21 protein-coding genes are annotated in these 22,342 nt (G+C 62.4%); 10 read left to right on the top strand and 11 right to left on the bottom strand.

Annotated features, from left to right (window positions below; genetic code table 11):
• Window positions 1-8: 8 nt before the first annotated feature.
• From hpaH to G7009_RS15995, 7 genes are all read right to left on the bottom strand, one after another.
• Window positions 9-812 carry a 2-oxo-hept-4-ene-1,7-dioate hydratase gene (gene hpaH / locus G7009_RS16025; RefSeq protein ID WP_181131038.1) on the bottom strand — a complete coding sequence of 268 codons (804 nt, stop codon included), beginning with the start codon at window positions 810-812 and terminating at the stop codon, window positions 9-11.
• A gap of 16 nt (window positions 813-828) precedes the next feature.
• Window positions 829-2,136, bottom strand: coding sequence for an MFS transporter (locus G7009_RS16020; protein WP_181131037.1), 1,308 nt, complete (start codon window positions 2,134-2,136; stop codon window positions 829-831).
• Between the two features lie 50 nt (window positions 2,137-2,186).
• On the bottom strand, window positions 2,187-2,597 hold the full coding sequence (locus G7009_RS16015; protein ID WP_181131036.1) for a 5-carboxymethyl-2-hydroxymuconate isomerase: 411 nt from the start codon (window positions 2,595-2,597) through the stop codon (window positions 2,187-2,189).
• 69 nt (window positions 2,598-2,666) lie between these two features.
• Window positions 2,667-3,590 carry a 3,4-dihydroxyphenylacetate 2,3-dioxygenase gene (gene hpaD, locus G7009_RS16010; protein ID WP_181131035.1) on the bottom strand — a complete coding sequence of 308 codons (924 nt, stop codon included), beginning with the start codon at window positions 3,588-3,590 and terminating at the stop codon, window positions 2,667-2,669.
• A gap of 90 nt (window positions 3,591-3,680) precedes the next feature.
• The gene (gene hpaE, locus G7009_RS16005) at window positions 3,681-5,141 is read right to left on the bottom strand and encodes a 5-carboxymethyl-2-hydroxymuconate semialdehyde dehydrogenase (RefSeq protein ID WP_181131034.1); all 1,461 of its coding nucleotides are present in this window, start codon (window positions 5,139-5,141) and stop codon (window positions 3,681-3,683) included.
• 5 nt (window positions 5,142-5,146) lie between these two features.
• Window positions 5,147-5,929 carry a fumarylacetoacetate hydrolase family protein gene (locus G7009_RS16000; protein ID WP_181131033.1) on the bottom strand — a complete coding sequence of 261 codons (783 nt, stop codon included), beginning with the start codon at window positions 5,927-5,929 and terminating at the stop codon, window positions 5,147-5,149.
• On the bottom strand, window positions 5,926-6,600 hold the full coding sequence (locus G7009_RS15995) for a fumarylacetoacetate hydrolase family protein (protein ID WP_181131032.1): 675 nt from the start codon (window positions 6,598-6,600) through the stop codon (window positions 5,926-5,928). Before G7009_RS15995 ends, G7009_RS16000 begins: the two co-directional genes overlap by 4 nt.
• Before the next feature lie 175 nt (window positions 6,601-6,775).
• Here G7009_RS15995 and hpaA point away from each other — a divergent pair, with 175 nt between their 5' ends.
• From hpaA to G7009_RS15980, 3 genes are all read left to right on the top strand, one after another.
• Window positions 6,776-7,681, top strand: a complete 906-nt coding sequence (gene hpaA / locus G7009_RS15990; protein WP_181131031.1) for a 4-hydroxyphenylacetate catabolism regulatory protein HpaA — start codon at window positions 6,776-6,778, stop codon at window positions 7,679-7,681.
• Window positions 7,682-7,924: 243 nt separating this feature from the next.
• Entirely contained in the window at window positions 7,925-8,347 is a 423-nt protein-coding gene (hpaR, locus tag G7009_RS15985) for a homoprotocatechuate degradation operon regulator HpaR (RefSeq protein ID WP_181131030.1), read from the top strand.
• Window positions 8,348-8,455: 108 nt separating this feature from the next.
• Window positions 8,456-9,673, top strand: a complete 1,218-nt coding sequence (locus G7009_RS15980; RefSeq protein WP_181131029.1) for a Bcr/CflA family multidrug efflux MFS transporter — start codon at window positions 8,456-8,458, stop codon at window positions 9,671-9,673.
• Here G7009_RS15980 and G7009_RS15975 read toward each other — a convergent pair.
• Genes G7009_RS15975 through G7009_RS15965 form a run of 3 tightly spaced genes read right to left on the bottom strand, consistent with a single transcriptional unit; the run spans window position 9,670 to window position 12,692 of the window.
• A complete protein-coding gene (locus G7009_RS15975) occupies window positions 9,670-10,470 on the bottom strand; it encodes a sulfite exporter TauE/SafE family protein (protein WP_219856618.1) in 801 nt (266 codons plus the stop codon). The two genes, G7009_RS15980 and G7009_RS15975, sit on opposite strands and share 4 nt — an antisense overlap.
• A 14-nt stretch (window positions 10,471-10,484) precedes the next feature.
• Window positions 10,485-11,774 (bottom strand): NAD(P)/FAD-dependent oxidoreductase, encoded by a 1,290-nt coding sequence (locus G7009_RS15970; protein ID WP_181131028.1) that lies wholly within the window; start codon window positions 11,772-11,774, stop codon window positions 10,485-10,487.
• Between the two features lie 33 nt (window positions 11,775-11,807).
• Window positions 11,808-12,692: an MBL fold metallo-hydrolase gene (locus G7009_RS15965; protein WP_181131027.1), complete on the bottom strand. Its 885-nt coding sequence runs from the start codon at window positions 12,690-12,692 to the stop codon at window positions 11,808-11,810.
• A 206-nt stretch (window positions 12,693-12,898) separates the two neighbouring features.
• On the opposite strand from G7009_RS15965, the gene G7009_RS15960 reads away from it, so the two are divergent.
• From G7009_RS15960 to G7009_RS15950, 3 genes are all read left to right on the top strand, one after another.
• The gene (locus tag G7009_RS15960) at window positions 12,899-14,209 is read left to right on the top strand and encodes a sigma-54 interaction domain-containing protein (protein ID WP_181131026.1); all 1,311 of its coding nucleotides are present in this window, start codon (window positions 12,899-12,901) and stop codon (window positions 14,207-14,209) included.
• Window positions 14,210-14,385: 176 nt separating this feature from the next.
• Complete coding sequence (locus G7009_RS15955) at window positions 14,386-15,279, top strand: PA4780 family RIO1-like protein kinase (RefSeq protein ID WP_181131025.1); 894 nt, start codon at window positions 14,386-14,388, stop codon at window positions 15,277-15,279.
• Window positions 15,280-15,786: 507 nt separating this feature from the next.
• Window positions 15,787-16,317, top strand: coding sequence for a glyoxalase superfamily protein (locus G7009_RS15950; protein WP_181131024.1), 531 nt, complete (start codon window positions 15,787-15,789; stop codon window positions 16,315-16,317).
• A 50-nt stretch (window positions 16,318-16,367) separates the two neighbouring features.
• Here the strand turns inward: G7009_RS15950 and G7009_RS15945 are convergent, their stop codons facing one another.
• Window positions 16,368-16,838 (bottom strand): RNA methyltransferase, encoded by a 471-nt coding sequence (locus G7009_RS15945; protein ID WP_181131023.1) that lies wholly within the window; start codon window positions 16,836-16,838, stop codon window positions 16,368-16,370.
• Window positions 16,839-17,141: 303 nt separating this feature from the next.
• Between G7009_RS15945 and G7009_RS15940 the strand changes: the two genes are divergently transcribed.
• From G7009_RS15940 to G7009_RS15925, 4 genes are all read left to right on the top strand, one after another.
• Window positions 17,142-17,912 (top strand): EAL domain-containing protein, encoded by a 771-nt coding sequence (locus G7009_RS15940; RefSeq protein WP_181131022.1) that lies wholly within the window; start codon window positions 17,142-17,144, stop codon window positions 17,910-17,912.
• Window positions 17,913-18,102: 190 nt separating this feature from the next.
• Window positions 18,103-18,768, top strand: coding sequence for an ABC transporter ATP-binding protein (locus G7009_RS15935; RefSeq protein ID WP_181131021.1), 666 nt, complete (start codon window positions 18,103-18,105; stop codon window positions 18,766-18,768).
• Window positions 18,768-21,230 carry an ABC transporter permease gene (locus G7009_RS15930; RefSeq protein WP_181131020.1) on the top strand — a complete coding sequence of 821 codons (2,463 nt, stop codon included), beginning with the start codon at window positions 18,768-18,770 and terminating at the stop codon, window positions 21,228-21,230. Before G7009_RS15935 ends, G7009_RS15930 begins: the two co-directional genes overlap by 1 nt.
• Complete coding sequence (locus G7009_RS15925; RefSeq protein ID WP_181131019.1) at window positions 21,220-22,284, top strand: lipocalin-like domain-containing protein; 1,065 nt, start codon at window positions 21,220-21,222, stop codon at window positions 22,282-22,284. The genes G7009_RS15930 and G7009_RS15925 overlap by 11 nt, the downstream gene beginning before the upstream one ends.
• The last annotated feature ends 58 nt before the right edge of the window (window positions 22,285-22,342 follow it).

Raw genomic sequence — 22,342 nt, 5'->3', positions numbered from 1 at the left:
GCTAATCCTCAGACGAATCGGCAGGCGATGGAACCGAGCATGTCGTAGTCGACATGGAAGGTATCGCCCGGGTTGGCAGCCACGGGCCGGGTGAACGAGCCACCCAGGATTACCTGGCCGGCTTGAAGGGTCACGTCATACGGGGCCAGCTTGTTGGCCAGCCACGCCACGCCCTTGGCGGGGTGATTGAGTACGGCGGCGCTCACGCCGGATTCTTCGATGACGCCATTGCGATAGAGCACGGCAGGTACCTTGCGCAGGTCGATCTCGGTCGGCCGTACGGCGCGCCCACCCATGACCACGCCCGCGTTGGCGGCGTTGTCGGAAATGGTGTCGAAGACCTTGCGCGTCGCCTTGGTCTGCGGATCCACCTGCTGGATGCGCGCATCGATGATTTCCAGTGCCGGAATCACCCATTCGGTAGCGTCCAGTACGTCGAACACCGTCACGTTCGGACCCTTGAGCGGTTTGCCGAGAATGAAGGCCAGTTCCACTTCCACGCGCGGGACGATGAAGCGGTCGAAGGGAATGTCGGTACCTTCATCGAAGAACATGTCATCGAGCAGCGCGCCGTAGTCTGGCTCGGTGATGTTCGACGAGACCTGCATGGCACGCGAAGTCAGGCCGATCTTGTGACCGACCAGCTTGCGCCCCGAGGCGATCTTCCTGGCGACCCAGGCGCGCTGGATGGCGTAGGCGTCTTCGATGGTGATCTGGGGATAGTCGAGGGAAAACTGGCGAACCTGCTCACGGGAGCGCTCGGCTTGATCGAGGCGTTCTGCGGCCTGCTGGAGGAATGCGTTGTCGAGCATGGAGGGATCTCGTAGGTCAAGGGTTGACGATGGCGGCTCGGGTGCGCAGCACCAGCAGGCCACCGAGGGCGATGAAGAAGGCCAGCAGGTACAGCGCCAGGCTGGCGCTGTGGGTCGTGTCTCGCACCCAGCCGATGAGGTAGGGCGCCAGGAAGGAGGCAATACTGCCCAGGGAGCTGATCAGGGCGATGCCGGCTGCCTGGGTGCGATCGTTCAGGAAGGCCGGTGGCAGTTGCCAGAACATCGGTAGCGCGGCGCTTGCGCCCATGCCTGCGATGATCAGGCCTGCCATGACCGGCAGCGGCTGTCCAGGCGCCAGGCCCGCGATCGCGATGCCTGATGCGGCCATCAGCAGCGGGACGCACAAGTGCCAGCGACGCTCGCGATGACGGTCCGAGGAGCGCCCGCAAGCGATCATGAACACACAGCCCGCCACATAGGGCACCGCGCTGAGCATTCCCACGCGCGCGTCGCTGCCGACACCGGCGCTGTGTATGAGGCTGGGCATCCAGAAGGCCAGGGTGTTGACGGCCAACATCACTGCACAGTACACCGCCACGAGTAGCCAGATCGCCGGGCTGGCGAGGATGCCCGAGAAGGATGTCACTGACTTGCGCCGCTCTTCCTGTCCCAGTTCTGCACGGAGCACGGCCTTCTGCTCGTCAGTGAGCCAGCGTACGCGCTCGAAATGTTCTGGCAACGCGGCCAGCACCACGAAGCCAAGCAGGATCACCGGCGCGCCTTCGAGCAGGAACATCCACTGCCAGCCACGCAAACCGGCGGTGTCGTGCATGAACGATAGAATGACTCCGGATAACGGCCCGCCGATCACCCCGGCCAGCGGCACGGCGATGGCGAACAAGGCGGTGATCTGTGCGCGTCGACGCGCTGGATACCACCGGTTGAGGTAAACCAGAATGCCTGGGAAGAAGCCTGCTTCGGCGATGCCCAGGGCAAAGCGCAAGGCATAGAACCCCGTACTGCTTTCGATCAGCATCATGCTGGTCGAAAGGACGCCCCAGACAACCATGAGGGTAGCGATCCAGCGTCTTGGTCCGACCCTGTCGAGCATGAGATTGCTGGGGACGCCGAACAGCGCGTAGGCGATGAAAAACAGCCCGGCGCCCAGGCCGTAGACAGTGTCCGACAGGTGCAGATCGGCACCCATCTGCATCTTGGCAAAGCCGATGTTGATGCGGTCCAGATGAGCGAAGAGGTAGCATACCAGCAGCAGGGGCATCAGCCGCCAGGTGACGGCCTTGTGGGTGGTATCCATGCGCGCCTGGTGATCCTGCGCGGTGAAGGCATGTTCGAGTGTGCTCATGGTCTTGTACTTTTTTATTGGATGAGACGTGCGTGATAGGGTCGTGACCTTCAGACGGCCTTGTTGAACAGCGGATGCAGGGTGCTGTACTTGCCGTCGTACACCTGGCTGCCACTTTCATCTATCTGCAGGGTGATACCGATCGGACGTTGCTGCAGGAGCCTGTCCAGGCGTTCACGTAGCACCTTGAGCAGGCTGTCGCCTACGGTCTGCTGCACGGCCGGGCTTCTTCCCGCGCCCATGCGCAGGTTGGCGTAGAGGAAGCCATAGTCGCCATGGCCGTCGGCCACGGCGGCATGAGCGGCCGGGTAGGCCAGCACGCGCGTACCGCCGATGGGGAACACGGCCTTGCCGTTCTCGTCCTGCTGCTCGAGCATGGTATCGGCCAGGGCACGGCACAGCGCCGGAACGTCGGCTTCGGCTTCCAGGTCCGGGGTGTAGAGCAAAACCAGATGGGGCATGTCGTTCATCCTGTGCAGTGAGCGAGAGGGCCGTTCCCTGCTTGAAAACGGCATGGCTCGCCGGTGGCATCACAAACGGCTGGTGGAAACCACGGCCGAAGGGTTGGCGGCCTGGGCCGGTGGAATGCTGGAGCCATCCTGGGGCGTGACCGGGAAGATGGCATTGATCTGACCCGTACCGGAGGAACCGAAGTAGGGTGTGACGACATCCGCCTTACCGTCGTATTTCGACCAGCCAAGGGCACCCAACAGCATCGCCGTGTCATGCATGAAGCCTTCGCCATGGCCTTTGGAGGCGTACTCGGGGAGCATCCCGCAAAACTCCTCCCACTCGGCGTTTTCCCACATCTTCACCACGCGCTCGTCGAGGGTTTCGAGGAATGGGCTCCAGACCTTGGTGGCGAAGTCCGGCGCCTGGCCGTTCTGCGCGAAGCGGTGAGAGAGCGAGCCGCTGGCCAGGAAGGCCACGGTGCCGTCGTAATGATCTTCGACCGCCTTGCGCATGGCCCAGCCCAGGCGCGCGCTGTCGGCGAGGAAGTGCGAGGTGCACAGGGCCGATACCGATGTCACTTTGAAGTGCTGATCCTGGTTCATGTAGCGCATCGGCACCAGCGTGCCGTACTCGGGCCCCAGGGTCGTGGCATGGTGCGCCATGGTCTCGACGTTGAACTGGTTGCAGGTGTCGGCCAGGATCAGGCCAAGCTCCGTATTGCCCGGGAACTCGTACTCCATGTTGCTGATGAAGTGCGGCAGTTCGTTGCTGGTATAGACCCCTTTGAAGTGCGGGCCGCAGAGGACATGGTAGTTCGCGTTGACCAGCCAGTGGGTATCGAAGACCACGATGGTGTCCACGCCCAGTTCACGGCAGCGACGGCTGATTTCGAGGTGCCCGTCGATGGCGGCCTGGCGAAAGCCCTGGCGCGGTCCAGGCAGCTCGGAGAGGTACATGGAGGGAACATGAGTGATCTTGGCGGCGAGTGCCAGCTTGCCCATGATGAGACTCCTTATTGTTGTAGGTTGCGCCGCACCGGACGGTGTCAGCGGTCGTCGGAACCAATGCGGCCCGATGCGTCGCAAGAACGGTCACACGCCCCAGCGGGGGATATGGTGGCTGCCCATCGAGATGCACACGTTCTTGATCTCGGCGAACACTTCGAGGCTGTATTGTCCGCCTTCGCGGCCGGTGCCGGACCCTTTCACGCCGCCAAACGGCTGGCGCAGGTCACGCACGTTCTGGCTGTTGATGAACACCATGCCCGCCTCGATGCCATACGCCAGGCGGTGTGCCTTGCCGATGTCCTGGGTCCAGATGTAGGACGCCAGGCCGTATTCGGTGGCGTTGGCCAGTCGCAGCGCTTCGGCTTCATCCTTGAAGGGGATCAGGCAGACCACCGGGCCAAAGATCTCTTCCTGGGCGATGCGCATGTCGTTGTTCACGTCGGCGAACACGGTCGGCTGCACGAACTGGCCACGGCTCAGGTGCGCGGGCAGGTTGGCCGGGCGTTCCAGGCCACCGGCGACCAGGGTCGCGCCTTCTTCGATACCGATCTTGATGTAGCCGGTGACTTTGTCATAGTGCGCCTGGGTGATCATCGAGCCGACCTGGGTCTTGGGATCCTGCGGGTCGCCGACGATCAGGCGTTTGGCGCGAGCGGCGAATTCGGCGACGAACTGCGGGTATACGCTTTCCTGGATGAAGATTCGGCTGCCGGCGGTGCAGCGCTCGCCGTTGAGCGAGAAGATGGTGAACAAGGCGGCATCCAGCGCGCGCTCCAGGTCAGCATCCTCGAAGATCAGTACCGGAGACTTGCCGCCCAGCTCCATCGAATACTTCTTCAGGCCGGCGGTCTGCATGATCTTCTTGCCGGTGGCAGTGCCGCCGGTGAAGGAAATGGCGCGCACGTCCGGGTGACGAACCAGGGCATCACCGGCGGTAGCGCCGTAGCCCTGGATGACGTTGAGCACGCCATTGGGAATGCCGGCTTCGACCGCCAGGCGGCCCAGCTCGTTGGCCGTCAGCGGCGACAGCTCGCTCATCTTCAGCACGGCCGTGTTGCCCAGTGCCAGGCACGGCGCGGTCTTCCAAGTGGCGGTCATGAACGGTACGTTCCACGGCGACACCAGGCCACAGACACCCACCGGTTGGTAGAGGGTGTAGTTGAGCATCTGGTCATCGACCGGGTACGTGTGCCCGTCCATGCGTGTGCAGACTTCGGCGAAGTAGTCGAAGTTGTGCGAAGCGCGGGGGATCAGCACGTTCTTGGTCTGATGGATCGGCAGACCAGTATCGAGGGTTTCCAGTTCGGCGAGCTTTGGCACGTTCTGATCGATCAGCTCGCCTAGCTTGCGCATGAGCCTGGCGCGTTCCTTGGCTGGGGTCGCGGCCCACTTGGGGAATGCGTCCTTGGCTGCGGCCACGGCCGCGGCGACTTCTTCGGCACCGCCGCTGGCGACTTCACCGATGGGCTCGCCGGTGGCCGGGTTGTAGTTGACGAAGACGTCTTTGCTTTCGACCTCGCGGCCGTTGATCCAGTGCTTGATCATGCGGGTTAAGCCTCTTGTTCAGCGGTATTCTTGTTCTTGAAGAAGTCAGCTTCGCTGACGATCCGGTTCACCAGGCGCCCGACGCCTTCGACTTCCACCACGACTTCATCGCCAGGTACTACATCGGCCAGACCTTCCGGGGTGCCGGTGGCGATCATGTCGCCCGGCTGCAGGGTCATGAAGCTGGACAGGTATTCGATCAGAAAGGGAATGTCGAAGATCATGTCCTTGGTCGAGCCTTCCTGGCGCAGCTCACCGTTGATCCAGGTGCGCAGGGTCAGGCCACTGGCATCCGGCACGTCGGCCACGTCGACGATCCATGGCCCGACCGGGGTGGTAGCGTCGCGGTTCTTCACGCGCAGGTTAGGGCGGTAGTAGTTTTCCAGGTAGTCACGGATGGCGTAGTCGTTGCACACCGTGTAGCCGGCCACGTAGTCCAGGGCGTCCTCGCGCTTCACGTTGCGCGCCGGCTTGCCGATCACGGCGACCAGTTCGCACTCGTAGTGCATGTAGGCGACGTTGTCCGGACGCCAGGTGGTCTGGTTGTGGCCGGTATAAGTCCCTGGTGACTTGACGAAGGCGAGCGGCTCGGTAGGCGGCGCGAAGGCAAGTTCCTTGGCATGGTCGGCGTAGTTCAAACCCAGGGCGAACATGCTGCCTGTGGCTGGCGGCAGCCACTGGACCTGGTCTTCGCGCAGCAGGCGGCCGTCAGCCAAGCGCACGGCATTGTCGGCCTCGACGGTGACAGCGTGGACGCTGCCTTCAAAACGGATGCGGGCGTGTTTCATGCAGGGCTCCCCGGCTCGCTGACGATAGTGTTGGCCAGTCGGCCCAAGCCTGTGATCTCGACTTCGACAAGGTCTCCGGGGACGACGTCTACGCGGCCTTCCGGTGTGCCGGTAATCAGTACATCGCCGGCATGCAGCGTCATGAATTCGCTCAGTTCGGCGATCAGCTGGGGGATGCCACGGACGAAGTTGGCTGTAGTGTTTTCCTGGACGACCTGGCCGTTGACGTAGACCTTCAAGGTCAGGTCGTGCGGGTTCTCGACCTGCTCGGCCGACACCAGGTTGGGACCGATGGCGCAGAAGCCATCGCGGCACTTGGCCTTGACCGCAGGGCGGTAGTAGCTGTCTTCCGGGAGACTGAATTCATTGATGATGGTGTAGCCCGCCACATGTTCGAGAGCATCGGCGGCGCTGACGCGGCTGGCGTCCTTGCCGATCACCACACCCAGGGCTGGGCCGGGCTGCAGGTGCTCGACACCGTGCGGATAGACGACATCGCCACCATGGCCGTTACGGGTGTTCGGCGTCTTGATGAACAGCACGGGCTTGACCGGTGGCTGTTTGTAAGGGGCTTGCTCGAACTCGGCGAGGCGCTGTTGCAGCAAGCCCTGGTAATTCAGCGCGACGCCGAACAGGGTGCCGGTCGCAACGTCATGCAACGCATGGCTCATGCTTTTCTCCTGGCAGTAGCGGGGCGGTGTGCGCCCAGCTCAGATCGTTAATGTGTTAATGTTATAGTTAAGATGTTAACGAAGGTCAAGGGCTTGTCACGTGGCGCTCGTCGAGCGAAGCGTGCAACATGCAGATAACGGCTAGCCAAAACGACACTATGACTGGGTATGCACCATGGCCGATCGCCATCCGATTCCGAACATCAACATCGGGCAGGTCTACGACCAGCGCTACAGCGATAGCGAGGTCCATTACGACAAGCTCGGCAATCTGGCAGGATTTTTCGGCCGCAACATGCCTGTGCATCGGCATGATCGTTTCTTCCAGGTGCACTATGTGAAAAGCGGTACGGTACGGGTGTACCTGGATGACCAGCAATACATCGAGTCGGGGCCGATGTTCTTCCTGACGCCGCCGACGGTCGCGCATTCGTTCGTCACCGAGCCGGACAGCGACGGGCATGTCCTGACCGTGCGCCAGCAACTGGTCTGGCAACTGATCGAAGCCGATGCCAGCCTGGCCTCGGCAGGCGTTCAGGTCCCGCCTGCGTGTGTCGCCCTCGCCAATCTCACGGCCGAGCACGAAGAGGAGGCCAGGCGTCTGGAGCGTTCGTTTCAGGACCTGAGCCAGGAAGTGGCCGCCCAACGTGCAGGACGCACGGCAGCGTTGGAATGCCTGACTCGACTGATCATGATCAGCCTGCTGCGCCTGTGTACCCACTCGATCCAGGCCACGCCGGCCCGGCATGAGGACCTGAAGATCTTCCATCGCTTCAATGAACTGATCGAAGCGCACTACCAGCAGCACTGGCCGCTGGCCCGTTACGCACAGCACATAGGCGTCACCGAGGCGCGGCTCAACGATGTCTGTCGGCGAATCGCCGATCTGCCGTCCAAGCGCCTGATTCTCGAAAGACTGATGCAGGAAGCCAAGCGCCTGCTGCTGTTCACTGGCAGTTCCGCTAACGAAATCTGTTATCAGTTGGGGTTCAAAGATCCCGCGTACTTCAGCCGGTTCTTCCAGCGCTACGCAAAGCTTACGCCGGGGGAGTTCCGGCATCGGCAGTCGGGACTGAGTTGAGCTGGACACGGCTGTCTGCACTCCGGCCATATGGATCTTGTCGGCCAATGGTGGCAGCAACCCCGGCAGGACTGAATGGGCTTTCCGTGGAAGAGATTGCACTTTCCACAGGCATGTCGATGGCTTCTGGCCATAAGGTGTCCCGATCCGGTGCGGGCCGACCGTGATGGGATTCCAGCTGATGCCTTGCACCTGGCTGTTGCACCTAATAAGCTCCCAGACCCACCGACAAATGGTTCGATCATGGCAAAATTCAGACCTTCGCTGACCCTCACGCTCCTGCAGGCCAGAGAGGCAGCCATGGCATTTTTCAGGCCATCGCTCAACGAGCATGACCTGACGGAACAGCAATGGCGGGTCATCCGTATCCTGCGCCAGCAGGGTGAACTGGAGAGTCATCAACTCGCTCAGCAGGCCTGCATTCTCAAGCCAAGCATGACCGGAGTACTGGCCCGCCTAGAGCGAGACGGGCTGGTTCGTCGGCAGAAATCCCCTCAGGATCAACGCCGTGTCTTCGTCAACCTGACCGAGGAGGGTGAGCGCTGCTTCGTCTCGATGAGCGAGGACATGGAGAACAACTACCGCAAGATCCAGGATCAATTCGGCGAAGAGAAGATGCAGCAATTGTTGGGTTTGCTCAACGAGCTCAAGCGTATCAAGCCCTGAGACGCAATGTCGGGGATGGGCAGGTATAATCGATAACATTAACATGTTATCGTTTTATGCCCTTGATCGAGAGTCGGTGTACCGATGCGTCCACTTCATCCCCAGCGCATGATCCTTTTGCTGGCAGCCCTGGTGGCCTTTGCCCCGCTGTCGATCGACACCTACCTGCCGACCCTTCCATCCATCGCTCGCGATCTGCACGCAAGCGCTGCCAGCGTACAGATGACCATTGGCGTGTTTCTGGCCGGCCTGTGCATCGGGATGCTGTTCTATGGTCCTTTGTCCGACCGCTTCGGCCGCAAGCGGCTGCTGACCGGCGGGATGCTGATGTACCTGGTCGCCACGGTCGGCTGCATGCTGGCCTCGGACATCGACCAACTGATCGCCTGGCGCTTTCTCCAAGCGGTGGGCGGGGCTGCAGCGTCGGTGCTGGCAAGGACCATCGTGCGGGATATCTTCGCGGTGGACGAGGCGGCGCGGACCTTGTCGCTCATGCATCTGGTAACCATGATCGCAACGCTCGTCGCCCCGACGGCGGGCAGCCTTCTGATGCTCATCGACGGCTGGAGAAGCATCTTCGCCGGGCTGTTCCTGTTTGCCGGGCTGTGCCTCATCGCTTGCACCTGGCGACTCCCCGAGACCCATCCGCCACTGCGCAGAAGTGGCTCACTCCTCGCGGCGGCAGGTGGGTACTGGCGCATCGCGCGTGATCCGGTGGCGGTTGCCTATATCCTCTGCATGGGCCTCTCGTTCGGCGGCATGTTCGCCTTCATCACGGCTTCGCCGTTCGTCTATACCGAGTATTTCGGGGTCTCGACACTGGCTTATGGCTGGCTGTTTGCTCTGAACATCACAGGTGTCATCCTCATGACGCTCATCAATGCCCGGTTCGTCAGGCGGGTAGGGCCGATGCGCATGCTGGGCGTGGGGGCAACGATGGCAGGGCTGTCGGCCATCGGTCTGGCACTTGTGGCGATCACTGGAGGTGGAGGGCTGTATGGGATCGTGGCGCTGATCGTTCTGTACGTGAGTGTCACCGGGTTGCTCGGTGCCAATTGTGTCGCCAGCCTACTCCAGCGACACCCGCACAACGCCGGTGCTGCTGCCGGGCTGGCGGTGTCGATGCAATTCGCGATGGGCTCGGGGTTCAGCGCGCTAGTGGGAAGGCTGGCCGACGGATCACCAGGCCCCATGTGCGCGGTGATCGCGGGTGCCGGCCTGGGAGCGGCCGGTTGCTATGCCTGGTTGTCTGTGCGGCTTCAGACGAGCGAGATGACAGGGCCAAGCGCTATTTGCGGAGCTGATGATGAAGGTCTGAGCCCCTAGCTCATCACACCGACTCCCAGCATGACGGCCGCGCACAACCCGACAATCGCGAATGCCTGCTGCAAGCGAGGGCCGGCAAGCTTGTGAGCGATCCGCCTCGCCAGGATCAGTCCCACGACCGCTCCAGCGGCGAAGGGCAACGCGACCTCCCAGTACATGACACCGGCCAGGACGGCGCTGCCCACCCCCCCGGTCGACACCAGGGCGATCACCGCAAGCGAGGTCGCCAAGATGCTTTTGGCTTCCAGGTCGGTATAGCGTGTCAAGGCTGGGATGAGCACGAACCCACCGCCGACGCCGAGCAGCCCCGAGAGCATTCCGGACGCGGCACCCGTGAAGGCCAATGCCCGGGCGCAGGGCAACGACCAGCGCAGCCGTCCTTTGGCCGGGTTGAGTACGCAAGGCGATGCTTGAGGACGCGGCGGCTGTGCACCGCTGCGCAATGCCCGATGGCTGTTGCGCAGGATGCGGATGCAGGCATGGATCAGCACCAACGAGAACGCCAATGCCAAGGGCGCATTGGGGATACGCTGGGCGAGTTGCAGTCCCAATGGCGCAACGAGGATGCCGATCCCCGCGACGAAGCCCGCGGCCCGATAGCGTACCGTACCCTGCTTCAATCCGAGGACGGCGCCCACACTGGCAGCCAACCCTACGGCCAGCAGACCTACCGGTGCCGCCTGTACCATGCTCAGCCCCAGGCCGAACACCAACAAGGGGACGGCGAGAATCCCGCCCCCCGCCCCGGTCAGGGCCAGCACGGCACCGATGATCGCACCCAGCAAGGCGGCCAGCATGTCGTGATGCTCGATCAACGCCGGGCATCCTTGTCGAGCCTGGAGCTGGCTGCGAGCCACTCCCGTCCTTTCAGCATGCAATGCCAGTAGAACGGTGCAAGAACGCGTGCCTTGAGCAGCCATGCCAAACGCGAGGGCTTGCGTCCCTCCAGAATCCAGCGGGGAAAGCTTGGCGCAAGCTTGCCGCCATAAAGGAACTCGGCAAGCACTACCTGGCCGCGCGCCACGGTGAGGGGGCAGGAGCCATAACCGTCATAAGCAGCGCGTTCAGTCAGCAAGCCCAGGCTCACCAACACATTGATGGCCACCACAGGTGCCTGTTTGCGGGCTGCCGCCATGGTTTTCGCGTTCGTGGTATTGATCACATCACCCAACGCATGAATGTTCGCAAAGGTCCGATGCCTCAAGGTCGTCGGGTCGACATCGACCCAGCCTGCCGCATCCACCAAGGCACTGGTACGGATGAATTCAGGTGCTACCTGCGGCGGTACCACATGGAGCATGTCGAAGGTTTCGACCACGGTCTCGGTGGTGCCGTCCTTGTGGGTGCGCAAGAAGGTTGCCCGCTGGTTGGGGCCATCGACGGCGACCAGGGTGTGGCTGAACATCAGGCCGACCGCGTATTTCTTCATGTAGGACATGAGTGCCGGCACATAGTCGGCCACGCCGAACAGCACGGAGCCAGGGTTGTAGAATCTGGTCTCGATGCTTCCCTGGCGGCCCTGCTTCAGCCAATGATCGCACGACAGGTACAAGGCTTTCTGCGGTGCCCCTGCGCACTTGATCGGCATCGGCGGTTGGGTGAACAGCGCCTTGCCTGTTTCCAGTCGCTGGACCAGCCGCCAGGTATAAGGCGCCAGGTCGTAACGGTAATTGGAAGTGACCCCATTGGCGCCCAAGGTTTCGTTCAGGCCCTCGATCGCCGACCAGTCCAGGCTCAAGCCAGGGCAGACGACAAGCTGGTCGTAACCGACCACTCGGCCATTCTCGAGGATCACGGCATTGGCCTCTGGGTCGAAAGCAGTCACGCGAGACTTGATCCATTGCACGCCGCCGGGGATGACCGACGCCATGGCGCGCACTGTGGATCTGGCGTCGAAGACTCCGCCCCCGACCATGGTCCAGCCGGGCTGGTAGTAGTGCGCATCCGCAGGGTCGATCAAGGCGATGTCCAGATCGGCTCGGCGCTTCTTCAGGCTCGACGCCGTGGCAATGCCTGCCGACCCCGCGCCTACGATGACAATCCGGTGGCGTGTCCCGGCAGGTCGTGACGACTTGCCCGGAGTCAGATCATGAGCGTGCATCGATTGGTTTCCCTTGTTCATTGGTGGCGGCATTCAGAAGGCATTCAGCGGTATCTTCAGATACCGAATGCCGTTGGTCTCCGGCTCCGGCAAGTGCCCACCGTGCATGTTGATCTGGACGGAGGGCAGCATTAACGCCGGCATGTCGAGCGTCGCGTCGCGCGCCTCCCTCATCTTCACGAACTCGTCTTCACCGATGCCTTCACGCACATGGATGTTCTGGGCATTCTGCGCCTGCACGCTGGTCTGGAATGCCAATGGGCGGCCATCGGGACGGTAGTCGTGGCAGAGGAAGATCTGCGTGCCGGGCGGTAGCGCCAGGATCTTCCTGATGGAGCGGTACAGTGTCCTGGCATCACCACCTGGAAAATCGCAGCGTGCCGTGCCGTAGTCGGGCATGAAGAGCGTGTCGCCGACGAATGCCAGGGTGTGTTCATGATCAGTGATGAGGTAGGTCATGCAGGCCGGCGTATGGCCGGGGGTGTGCATGGCCACGGCAGACAGGTTGCCGATGGAGAATGCTTGGCCGTCGTCCAGCAGCGCATCGAACTGGCTGCCATCGCGCTTGAACTCGAGGCCACGGTTGAACGCCTTGCCGAACACTTCCTGGACTTCGCGAATGTGACTGCCAATGGCGATCCTGCCGCCCAGCCGCGCTTGCAGATAGGGCGCCGCGGTCATGTGGTCGGCGTGTACGTGGGTCTCCAGAATCCACTCGACGGTTGCGCCCAGTTCGCGTACGCGGTTGATGATACGGTCGGCGGATCGTGTACTGGTACGGCCGGATTTGAAGTCGTAGTCGAGCACGCTGTCTATCACGGCGCACCGATGGGTCGAGCGATCGAGCAACAGATAGCTGAAGGTCGAGGTCGACTCGTCGAAGAAAACGTCGAGGCCTGTATTGGTTCCGATATTCATGCTCTTGCTCCTTCGGATGTGCAGGGCAATGACTCAAGATCCATGCCACCTGCGAGACTGCACTGCGCCACCGGTTTTCTGGGGTATCGCTGGGGTCGGCGCTACGGAAAGCGTTCGCGGCACGACAAAATGGCAGTTGTTTGGCAGTAATCTGGCAGTTTGTGACAGTATCTGCCGGATCCCGTTACCAAGTGATACCGAAGACCATGAATAGCCTCCCGGCCGGCACGGACCAGCCTGACGTCCAGGCATTGAAGTCGTATCTGGAGCACGATGAGTGCCCGACCATCATTCTGGACACCGACTACAACATCATTGCCGCCAACAGCGCCTACCAGCGCCACTTCGGTGTCGAGGGCAGGCAGCACGTCGGTTCGAAATGCTTCAGGGTTTCCCATGCCTACGCCGTTCCCTGTGACCAGGCGGGCGAGCATTGCCCCATGCGCAAGGCATTCGACAGCCAAGGCGCGGAGCGAGTGCTGCATATCCATCACACCCCGCGCGGGCCGGAGCATGTCGATGTTGAACTGCGTCCGATCCTCGATCGGGTGGGGCAGGTCGTCGCCTATGTCGAGCGATTGAGTACCGTGGAGCTCGCGGCTGCGCAACCGCAGCGGCAAGGGCTCGTGGGTGCCTCGCCAGCGTTCAAGGAGGCGCTGAGCAGCTTGCAGCGAGCGGCGCCTGCCAGTATCCCCGTCTTGCTGCAGGGCGAGTCAGGCACTGGCAAGGAGCTGTTTGCCAGGGCGCTTCACAAGGGTAGCCCCCGCGCCAACGGGCCTCTGGTCGTGGTGGATTGCACCGGACTCACCGAGTCGCTTTTCGAGAGCGAGCTGTTCGGGCATGAAAAGGGTTCGTTCACGGGAGCGCTCTACAAGAAGATCGGGTTGGCGGAAGCGGCCCACGGGGGCACGCTGTTTCTCGATGAAATCGGAGATGTACCCCTGTCCATGCAGGTCAAGCTGTTGCGCCTGATCGAATCGGGCACCCTGAGGCCCGTCGGCAGCGTGCGCACCATCCACTCGGATTTCCGCCTGGTGGTGGCCACGCACAAACCACTGAAGCGCATGGTAGAGCAGGGGACCTTCCGGCAGGACCTGTATTACCGGATCAGCGCGTTCCCCATTACCCTCCCGCCACTCAGGGAACGCGGGGAGGATTTGCCGCTGCTGGTGGAAAGCCATCTGCAACGCATCGTCCCCGGGGGCAGGGCCGTGGTCGAGCCGTCGGCCATGAAGCATCTGCAACACTACGCATTCCCTGGAAATATCCGGGAACTCAAGAACATCATCGAGCGGGCACTGCTGTTCAGTGACGACGGCGTCATCCGTGACAAGGACCTGCCTGGCGATCTGCTCGGGCAAGGCACTCTCGGCACCTCGGCGCGCAAGGTAGACAAGACGCTTGCCCACATCGCGCATCAGCTCGCTGTATTCGAAGGATCCAGGACCGAACTTGCCGAGGCGCTGGGAATCAGTGAAAGAACCCTTTACCGCAAGCTTCGCGAACTGGGGCACTGAGATCGATCATCGAACGAGGCCTCGAGTGATGGCATGCCGCATGGATTGCACCCTGAAGGCTGTCCAAGTGAACACTTGTTGCATCTCGACCGAGCAAGTCGCATCAGGCTGTGAGAGGATGGCCGACAACCCGTGCGACCCGTATTAGCGAAAATAGGACCCAGAACCAGATACCGATGAAGACTCCAAAACGGATTGAACCGCTGATTGAAGACGGGCTGGTCGATGAAGTGTTGCGACCCTTGATGAGTGGCAAGGAGGCGGCGGTCTACGTCGTACGCTGCGGTACCGAGCTGCGTTGCGCCAAGGTCTACAAGGAAGCCAACAAACGCAGTTTCCGTCAGGCTGCCGAATACCAGGAAGGGCGCAAGGTGCGCAACAGCCGCCAGGCCCGGGCCATGGCGAAGGGTTCCAAGTACGGACGCAAGGAGGCCGAGGATGCCTGGCAGAACGCCGAAGTCGCGGCGCTGTTCCGGCTGGCCAGCGCGGGCGTGCGCGTACCCAAGCCCTACGATTTCCTCGATGGCGTGCTGTTGATGGAACTGGTGACGGACGCCCATGGCGACGCCGCCCCTCGACTGAACGACGTTTACCTGGAGCCTGATCAGGCCCTCGAATACCATGCCTTCGTCATTCGCCAGATCGTGCTGATGCTGTGTGCCGGGCTGGTGCATGGCGACCTGTCCGAGTTCAACGTCCTGCTTGGGCCGGACGGCCCCGTGATCATCGACTTGCCGCAAGCGGTGGACGCGGCGGGCAACAACCATGCCTTCAGCATGCTCGAGCGCGATGTGGGGAACATGAGGGCCTATTTCGGCCGCTTTGCCCCCGAGCTCCAGGACACCCGCTACGCAAGGGAGATGTGGTCGCTCTACCAGGCGGGCGAGCTGTTGCCCGAGACCTCGTTGACCGGTCAATTCAAGGACGATGACCATGAAGCCGATGTGGGCGGGGTATTGCGCGAGATCGATGCCGCCAGGCTCGATGACGAGCGCCGGCGCGCGGCGCGTGCCGATGCCGAGCGTGGCTCGGTGAAAGGCGAAGAGCCGCCTCCGCCGTGGATGCAGTGAGGGAGGAGTTGAGCGGATGAGGGAGTCGGGGCGTTGACAGGAATCGATTATCCAAACGCCCGTCCATCATGTGCGGCGTAGCAAAACCGTGGAGGAGATTCCATGGTATACGGGAAGCCCTCTCCAGACTCGAAAACCAGGCACAACACCAATTCTTTTAGCTTGCACAGCTCCCACCTGGAGCTGTGCAAGCTAGGAGAGTCGGTTTACCCAGTTCTTAAGGTATGCATGGACTCTGGAGAGGACTTTCCATGCACCATGGAATTTCCTCCACGGTCTGTGCTGCGCGATACCCGCGATAGCCCTGTCGGCTCCTGGAAGATTTTTCGCCCAAGGAGGCTTCCGTGTTCGGCAGCGAATAGGTAGCATCGGCGTTGGCCAATGCTGCCCGCCGCTCGCTCCGACACGGAAAGGTAAAAGCATTTCTCTTCCAGACTCCACGCATCTCTCTTGATAGTCGAGGTTTGGCAACGCGAGCACCAGAATGCTTCGACTCAAGGAGAAGTGATGTCGTCAATCGAGAAAGCCAAGCAGATGGCCAAGAGCCTGCGCGCCTCGTTGGAAGCGCGTAATCATGAAGTCTCGCACTCCACCGCACTTGAGCTGGTCGCGCGGCAGCTGGGTTACAAGGACTGGAATACCGCTGCCGCGCTGCTGCCCCCTGACAACGCTCCGACCGCTATCACCTTCGACAGGCCTGTTCCGATATTGCGGATGTTCGATGAAACCAAGGCACGAGAGTTCTATCTTGGCTTTCTCGGCTTCGGCGTCGAGTTCGAGCATCGATTCGAAGCGGACTTGCCTCTGTACCTGGGTATAAGCCGAAACGGCCTCCATCTGCATCTTTCCGAGCATCACGGCGATGCAAGTCCAGGATCGACGGTCTTTGTGCCCATGCGGAACATAGAGTTGCTAAGGGATGAGCTGCTGGGCAAGCGCTACGGATACGGTCGCCCGGATATCGTTCGACAAGGATGGGGGCTGGTCCTGGAAGTCCATGATCCTTTCGGAAATCGGATTCGGTTCTGTCAAAGCTGATCTCGCGCGCAGAGTGGATCGACCCGATCCACCTTTCCCTCAGGGTGAGGTCACTTGAACTTCGGCCCGGAGCGCGTGTTGTTTCCCTTAGCCATTCGGTCATACAGCACCACGTTCACCGTCGCCGCCAGGTTCATGCAGCCCTGTGTCGGAATGTAGATGGTGTCCTCGCACCATGCCCTGACGCTATCGTCCAGGGTGCCGTCCTCGGGACCGAAGATGTAGATGGCGCGATCCGGATGAGTGTATTCGGGCAACGAGCGGGCACCTTCGACCAGTTCCACGGCAACGGGCGTGCATCCCAGCGGGATGATCATTTTCAGGTCATCCACGCCAATCAGGGGAATGTCGTAATGCACGCGCTTGGTATCGGTCACGAAATCGCGCGAGCGTTCGTAGCGTTTGCCGGTGTAGAACACCGTGCTCGCGCCATAGCAGCCGGCTGCGCGCATGACCGAGCCTACGTTCTCCGGAGATTTGGGGTTGAAAAGCCCGATGCAGCTGTATCGCTTGTTGGCCACGGCCTTGGTTTCTCGCAAAAGCGGGCATTATATCCGCCGTTGGGCTTTCCAAGCTGAAAATCGGTTTTCCGGGACTGCGCCGGTGCCTTTCACCACGCTCTCGCCCGGTATTTCGCCGCGGGAAAGGTCCAGCTACGAGCGGACGACGATATTGTTTGAGAGGGTGCTCAGCTTTTTCCACGAAATGCCGATAACGCTTAGGATGAGCATTGATAGTTTGCAGGGAGCGACCAGGCCGTTTCGGCGCCAGTGCTTGATCCACAACGCAGTATCAACGTCGATATCAGGCCATTCGGAGGTAGCATGAACCAGGCCATTTTCCCAGAGCCGTTCGAGCCGGTGGGCTGTTCGCAGTGCCGCAATCGCGAGGCGCTCGGGTTTGAAATCACCATGGCCTTCCAGCCTATCCTGCACGTGCCGACCGGCAAGCCATTCGCCTATGAGGCACTGGTACGCGGGCCTGCCGGGGAGGGCGCGGCCAACGTACTGGCAAAAGTGAATGCGCAAAACCTGTATCGCTTCGATCAGGTGTGCCGGGTAAAGGCCATCGAGCTGGCCGCGGGTCTACAGTTGCACAAGCTCGATGATTGCAAGTTGAGCATCAATTTCCTGCCCAATGCCGTCTATCGTGCCGCGACCTGCATCCGCGCCACGCTTGAGGCCACCCAGGCATTCGACTTTCCCACCAACCGGTTGATGTTCGAAGTCACCGAAGGCGAAAAGGTCCAGGAGCCCGATCACCTCAAGTCGATCTTCCAGGAATACGAGCGCCAGGGTTTCACCACCGCCATCGACGACTTCGGATCCGGGTATTCGGGGTTGAACCTGCTGGCCGAGTTCCAGCCACATGTGCTCAAGCTGGACATGGCGTTGACCCGCAACATGGGCGCGGACCCGGTGCGTGAAGCGATCGTGGCGGGAATCGTGCTGGTGGCTCAGCGGCTGGGTATCACGCTGATCGCCGAAGGGGTGGAGACCGAACAGGAACGCGATGCATTGCTGGCCCAGGGCATCGAACTGATGCAAGGATATCTGTTCGCCCGTCCTGAAATAGCCCGCTTGCCATTGGCATGACGCTGGAGGCCCCCGGGCCTGGCCCCTCGAAGGCGTGATGAGATGAGCAAGATCGGCCCCGCGGTGGTCGAAGCTCAATCGCAAGGCTTTTCCTGGCAGCCTGGCGCCTCGCACGACAAGTCGGACGGTCCAGGCCATGCCTGTTGCAATGCCAGCCCAGTGGCGCCGGGCGAAGCAAGGATGATCGTTGATGCTGGTCGTCGAACAGTTATGCAAGTCCTTCAATACTGCCCAAGGCACGCTCCCGGTCTTGCAGGGCGTCGACCTGACCCTGGCGCGAGGCAGCAGCCTGGCGCTGATGGGCGAATCGGGCAGTGGCAAAAGCACGCTGCTGCACCTGGTGGCCGGCCTCGACCGTGCCGACAGTGGGCGCATCCTGATCGACGACGAACCGCTCGATGGACGCTCGGAGGCGGCCCTGGCGCGCTGGCGCCGGGAGGGGATCGGGCTGGTGTTTCAGCAGTACAACCTGATCAGCAGCTTGAACGTGGCGTCCAACCTGGCGTTTCAGGCTCGCCTGGCCGGGCGGCACACCCCGCGATGGGTGGATTACCTGGCAGAGCGCCTCGGGTTGGCAGCGCTGCTACAACGCTATCCCGAACAGCTGTCCGGCGGGCAGCAACAACGGGTCGCTATCGGGCGGGCGCTGGCCGCGAGGCCTGCGCTGGTGCTGGCGGACGAGCCCACGGGCAGCCTCGATGAGGCCAGCAGCGACGAAGTGCTGGCCCTCTTGCTGGAGTTGGTTGGCGAGGCGGGCAGCAGTGTCCTGATGGTGACCCACAGCCCGCGCCTGGCGGCACGCTTGGCACGACGCTGCTTCCTGCATGCAGGTCGCGTGCAGACCGAGGGCGTGTGATGAGCCCTTTGACGATCACCTTGCAGGCGCTGCTGAGCCATTGGTGGCGACATCGCCTGCAATTCTTCAGCATCCTTGTCGGCTTGTGGCTGGCTACGGCGCTGTGGACCGGTGTCCAGGCGCTCAACGACCAGGCCCGGACCGACTACGCCCGTGCCAGCGCGGTGCTGGCCGGGCCTACCCAGGCGCAGTTGGTGCCGCAGGGAACCGATCGGTTCGAACAGGCGCTCTATGTGAAGTTGCGCCAGCTGGGCTGGCCGGTATCACCCCTCCTGGAGGGCCGGTTACGGCTTGCCGGGGAGCATGCGCTGAACATCCGGCTGATCGGCATCGAGCCGCTGAGCGTACCGCCCGCGACGGCCATCGCCGGGACTCCGGCTCAGGGCTTTGATCTGGACGCCTTCATCGGCAGTCCGGGGCAGGCCTGGGTCAGCCCTGACACTTTGCAGCAACTGGGCTTGAAGGGGACGGATCGGGTCACGACAGAGGATGGCCAGGCGTTGCCGCCTTTCGTCCTCAAGCCTGAGTTGGCGCCGGGCGTCATCGTGGTCGATATCGGTCATGCGCAGGCGCTGCTACAGGCGCCAGGACAACTGACGCGACTGATGCTGATGGGCGATGCGGCGACCTTGCCTGCCGACATCGCCGACCGCCTGAGACTGCAGTCTCCGAGCGATGACGGCGATCTGCAGCGGCTGACCGACAGCTTCCACCTCAACCTTACCGCGCTCGGCCTGCTGGCTTTCGTCGTCGGCCTGTTCATAGCCCATGCCGCCATCGGCTTGGCGCTCGAACAACGGAGGGGACTGATCCGCACCCTGCGTGCCTGCGGGATCAGTGTAAGGACCCTGGTGCTCGGTCTGGCCCTGGAGCTAGGCGTGTTCGCAGTGCTGGGCGGGTTGGCCGGGGTGGTCAGTGGCTATCTCCTGGCTGGCCTGATGCTCCCGAATTTCGCCGCCAGCCTGCGCGGCTTGTACGGCGCACAAGTCGCCGGTCACTTGAGCCTGCCGCTCGAGTGGTGGTTGGCGGGGGTAGGCGTCAGTGTGTTCGGTGCCCTGGCCGCAGGCACGAGCAGCGTTCTGCGTGCCGCCCGACTACCGTTGCTTGCCTTGGCGCAGCCCCAGGCCTGGCTGCTTGCCCAAGGCCCATGGGTGAGGCGCCAGGCGGGCGCCGCGGTGGTGCTGATGCTGGTGGCATTCGTCTGCTGGCGTTTCGGTAACAGCCTGACCAGCGCCTTCATCCTGCTCGCCGCCTTGCTACTGGCGGCTGCGCTGCTGCTGCCCGCATTGCTCGATGCCGCCCTGGGCGGATTGGAGCGCATCTGCCGACGACCCTTGGCGCAGTGGTTCATCGCCGACAGCCGCCAGCAACTGCCAGCGTTGAGTCTGGCACTGATGGCCTTGCTCCTGGCACTGGCGGCCAGTGTCGGCGTGGGGAGCATGACCGAAGGGTTCCGCAAGACCTTCAACGGCTGGCTTGACCAGCGTCTGTCCGCCTCGTTGTACGTGACGCCCCAGGACACCGAGCAGGCGTTGCAGATAAGCGACTGGCTCCGACAACAGCCGAGCGTGACCGCCGTGTTGCCGAGCTGGCGACTTGAAGTGCGGCTTCAGGCATGGCCGGTGCAGGTCCAAGGCATCATCGACCATCAGGACTACCGCGAGCACTGGCCTCTGCTGGAACAGAGCGCCAAGGCATGGGAGCGACTGGCCTCCGGCGATGCGTTGATGCTCAGCGAACAGTTGGCCCGACGCCTTGAGCTGGGCTTGGGTGACAGACTCGAGTTCCCTGCCAATCCCGTACAGCCCATGACCGTGGTGGGCATCTACGCCGACTATGGCAACCCCAAGGGGCATTTGCTGGTCAATGCCGATTGGCTGCGCGGGAACCTGCCAGAGGCAAGCCTGACCAACCTCAGCCTGAGCCTGCCACCCGACCGGGTCGCGCCGCTCAAGACGCAGTTGCAGCAACGCTTCGCGCTGGACGACAGCCGTGTCATCGAGCAAGCCAACTTGAAAGCCTGGTCCACGGAAGTGTTCAGCCGTACCTTCGCCGCCACCGCGGCGCTCAACAGCCTGACGCTCGGGATCGCTGGCGTGGCGTTGTTCATCAGTCTGCTGACCTTGAGTCAGAGCCGCCTGGGCCAGTTGGCACCGCTCTGGGCGCTTGGCGTGCGGCGTTCACGCCTGGTCTGGCTGTCGCTCGGGCAGACCCTGATGCTGAGCAGTCTCACCGTGCTATTGGCCATACCCCTCGGCCTGTTGCTGGCCTGGAGCCTGGTGGCCGTGGTGAACGTGCAGGCATTCGGCTGGCGCCTTCCCCTGTACATGTTCCCCGGACAACTGCTGCAACTGGCCGTGCTCGGATTGCTGACCAGCCTTCTGGCCAGTGTCTGGCCGTTGTGGCAGCTAGCGCGGCGCCAACCCGCCGAGCTGTTGAGGCAATTCGCCAATGAAGCCTGAAACCTGTGTCGTGATGCTGGTCCTGCTCCTGGGCGGGTGCGATCGACCCGCGCCAGCGCCCAAGAGCTTTGCCGGGCTGGGCCAGGATGCCGCCGCCTACCGACAGGTGCTGCCCGAGCACCCACTGATCTTTCCTCTCGACCACGGTGCCCATGATGGTTTCCGGATCGAGTGGTGGTACGTCACCGCCAACCTCACCGATACCCAGGGCCGTGACTGGGGCGTGCAATGGACCTTGTTCCGTTCGGCGTTGCGCCCGGGCCAGGAAATGAAGGGCTGGAGCAGTCCGAACCTGTGGATGGGCCATGCGGCCTTGACGGGGCCGGGTGGCCATCAGTCCAGCGAAACCCTGGCTCGGGGCGGGCTCGGGCAGGCCGGTGTCGAGGCGCAGCCGTTTCGCGCCTGGATCAATGATTGGTCGCTGCGGGGCACCGACGGCATTGGCCGCCTGCGCATGACCGCGGGAGGCGAAGGCTTCCGTTATGACCTGAAGCTGCACAGCGAACGTGCGCTGGTACTTCATGGGGCCCAGGGCTACAGCGAAAAGTCCGGGAAGGGGCAAGCTTCCTACTACTACAGCCAGCCTTTCTATCAGGTCAGTGGCGAAGTCGAACGCGGCGGCGAGCGCATCCCGGTCACGGGCCGCGCGTGGCTCGACCGTGAGTGGAGCAGCCAGCCCCTGGCCGCCGGGCAGTCGGGATGGGACTGGTTTTCCCTGCATCTGGACGGTGGCGCCAAGCTCATGCTCTTCCGAGTTCGGGAAGACCAGGGCATGCCGTACCGCGCAGGCACCTGGATCAGCGCGCAAGGTGAGACGCGGGCACTGCAAGGCGATCAGATCCAGTTCAAGGAACTGGCCTGGACCACGCAGGACAACGGCCATCGGGTGCCGACCCGCTGGCAGGTCAAGGTGCCAGCGCACGGCGTGGATGTACAAGTGGATGCCTTGGAGCCCAAGGCGTGGATGGAGACCAGCTATCCATACTGGGAGGGGCCGGTGCGCCTGAGCGGGAGCGAGACGGGCAGGGGTTATCTTGAGATGACGGGATATTGAGCAGGCAAGGCCGCGCCGCAAGCGTTCACCCAGAATCCAGTGCTTTCCTTCGTTCATG

It is taken from the genome of Pseudomonas capeferrum, from assembly GCF_013523055.1.
Classification (GTDB): domain Bacteria; phylum Pseudomonadota; class Gammaproteobacteria; order Pseudomonadales; family Pseudomonadaceae; genus Aquipseudomonas; species Aquipseudomonas capeferrum_A.
The sequence above is the reverse complement of the archived record's forward strand: the minus strand, read 5'-3'. Positions and strand labels throughout refer to the sequence as shown.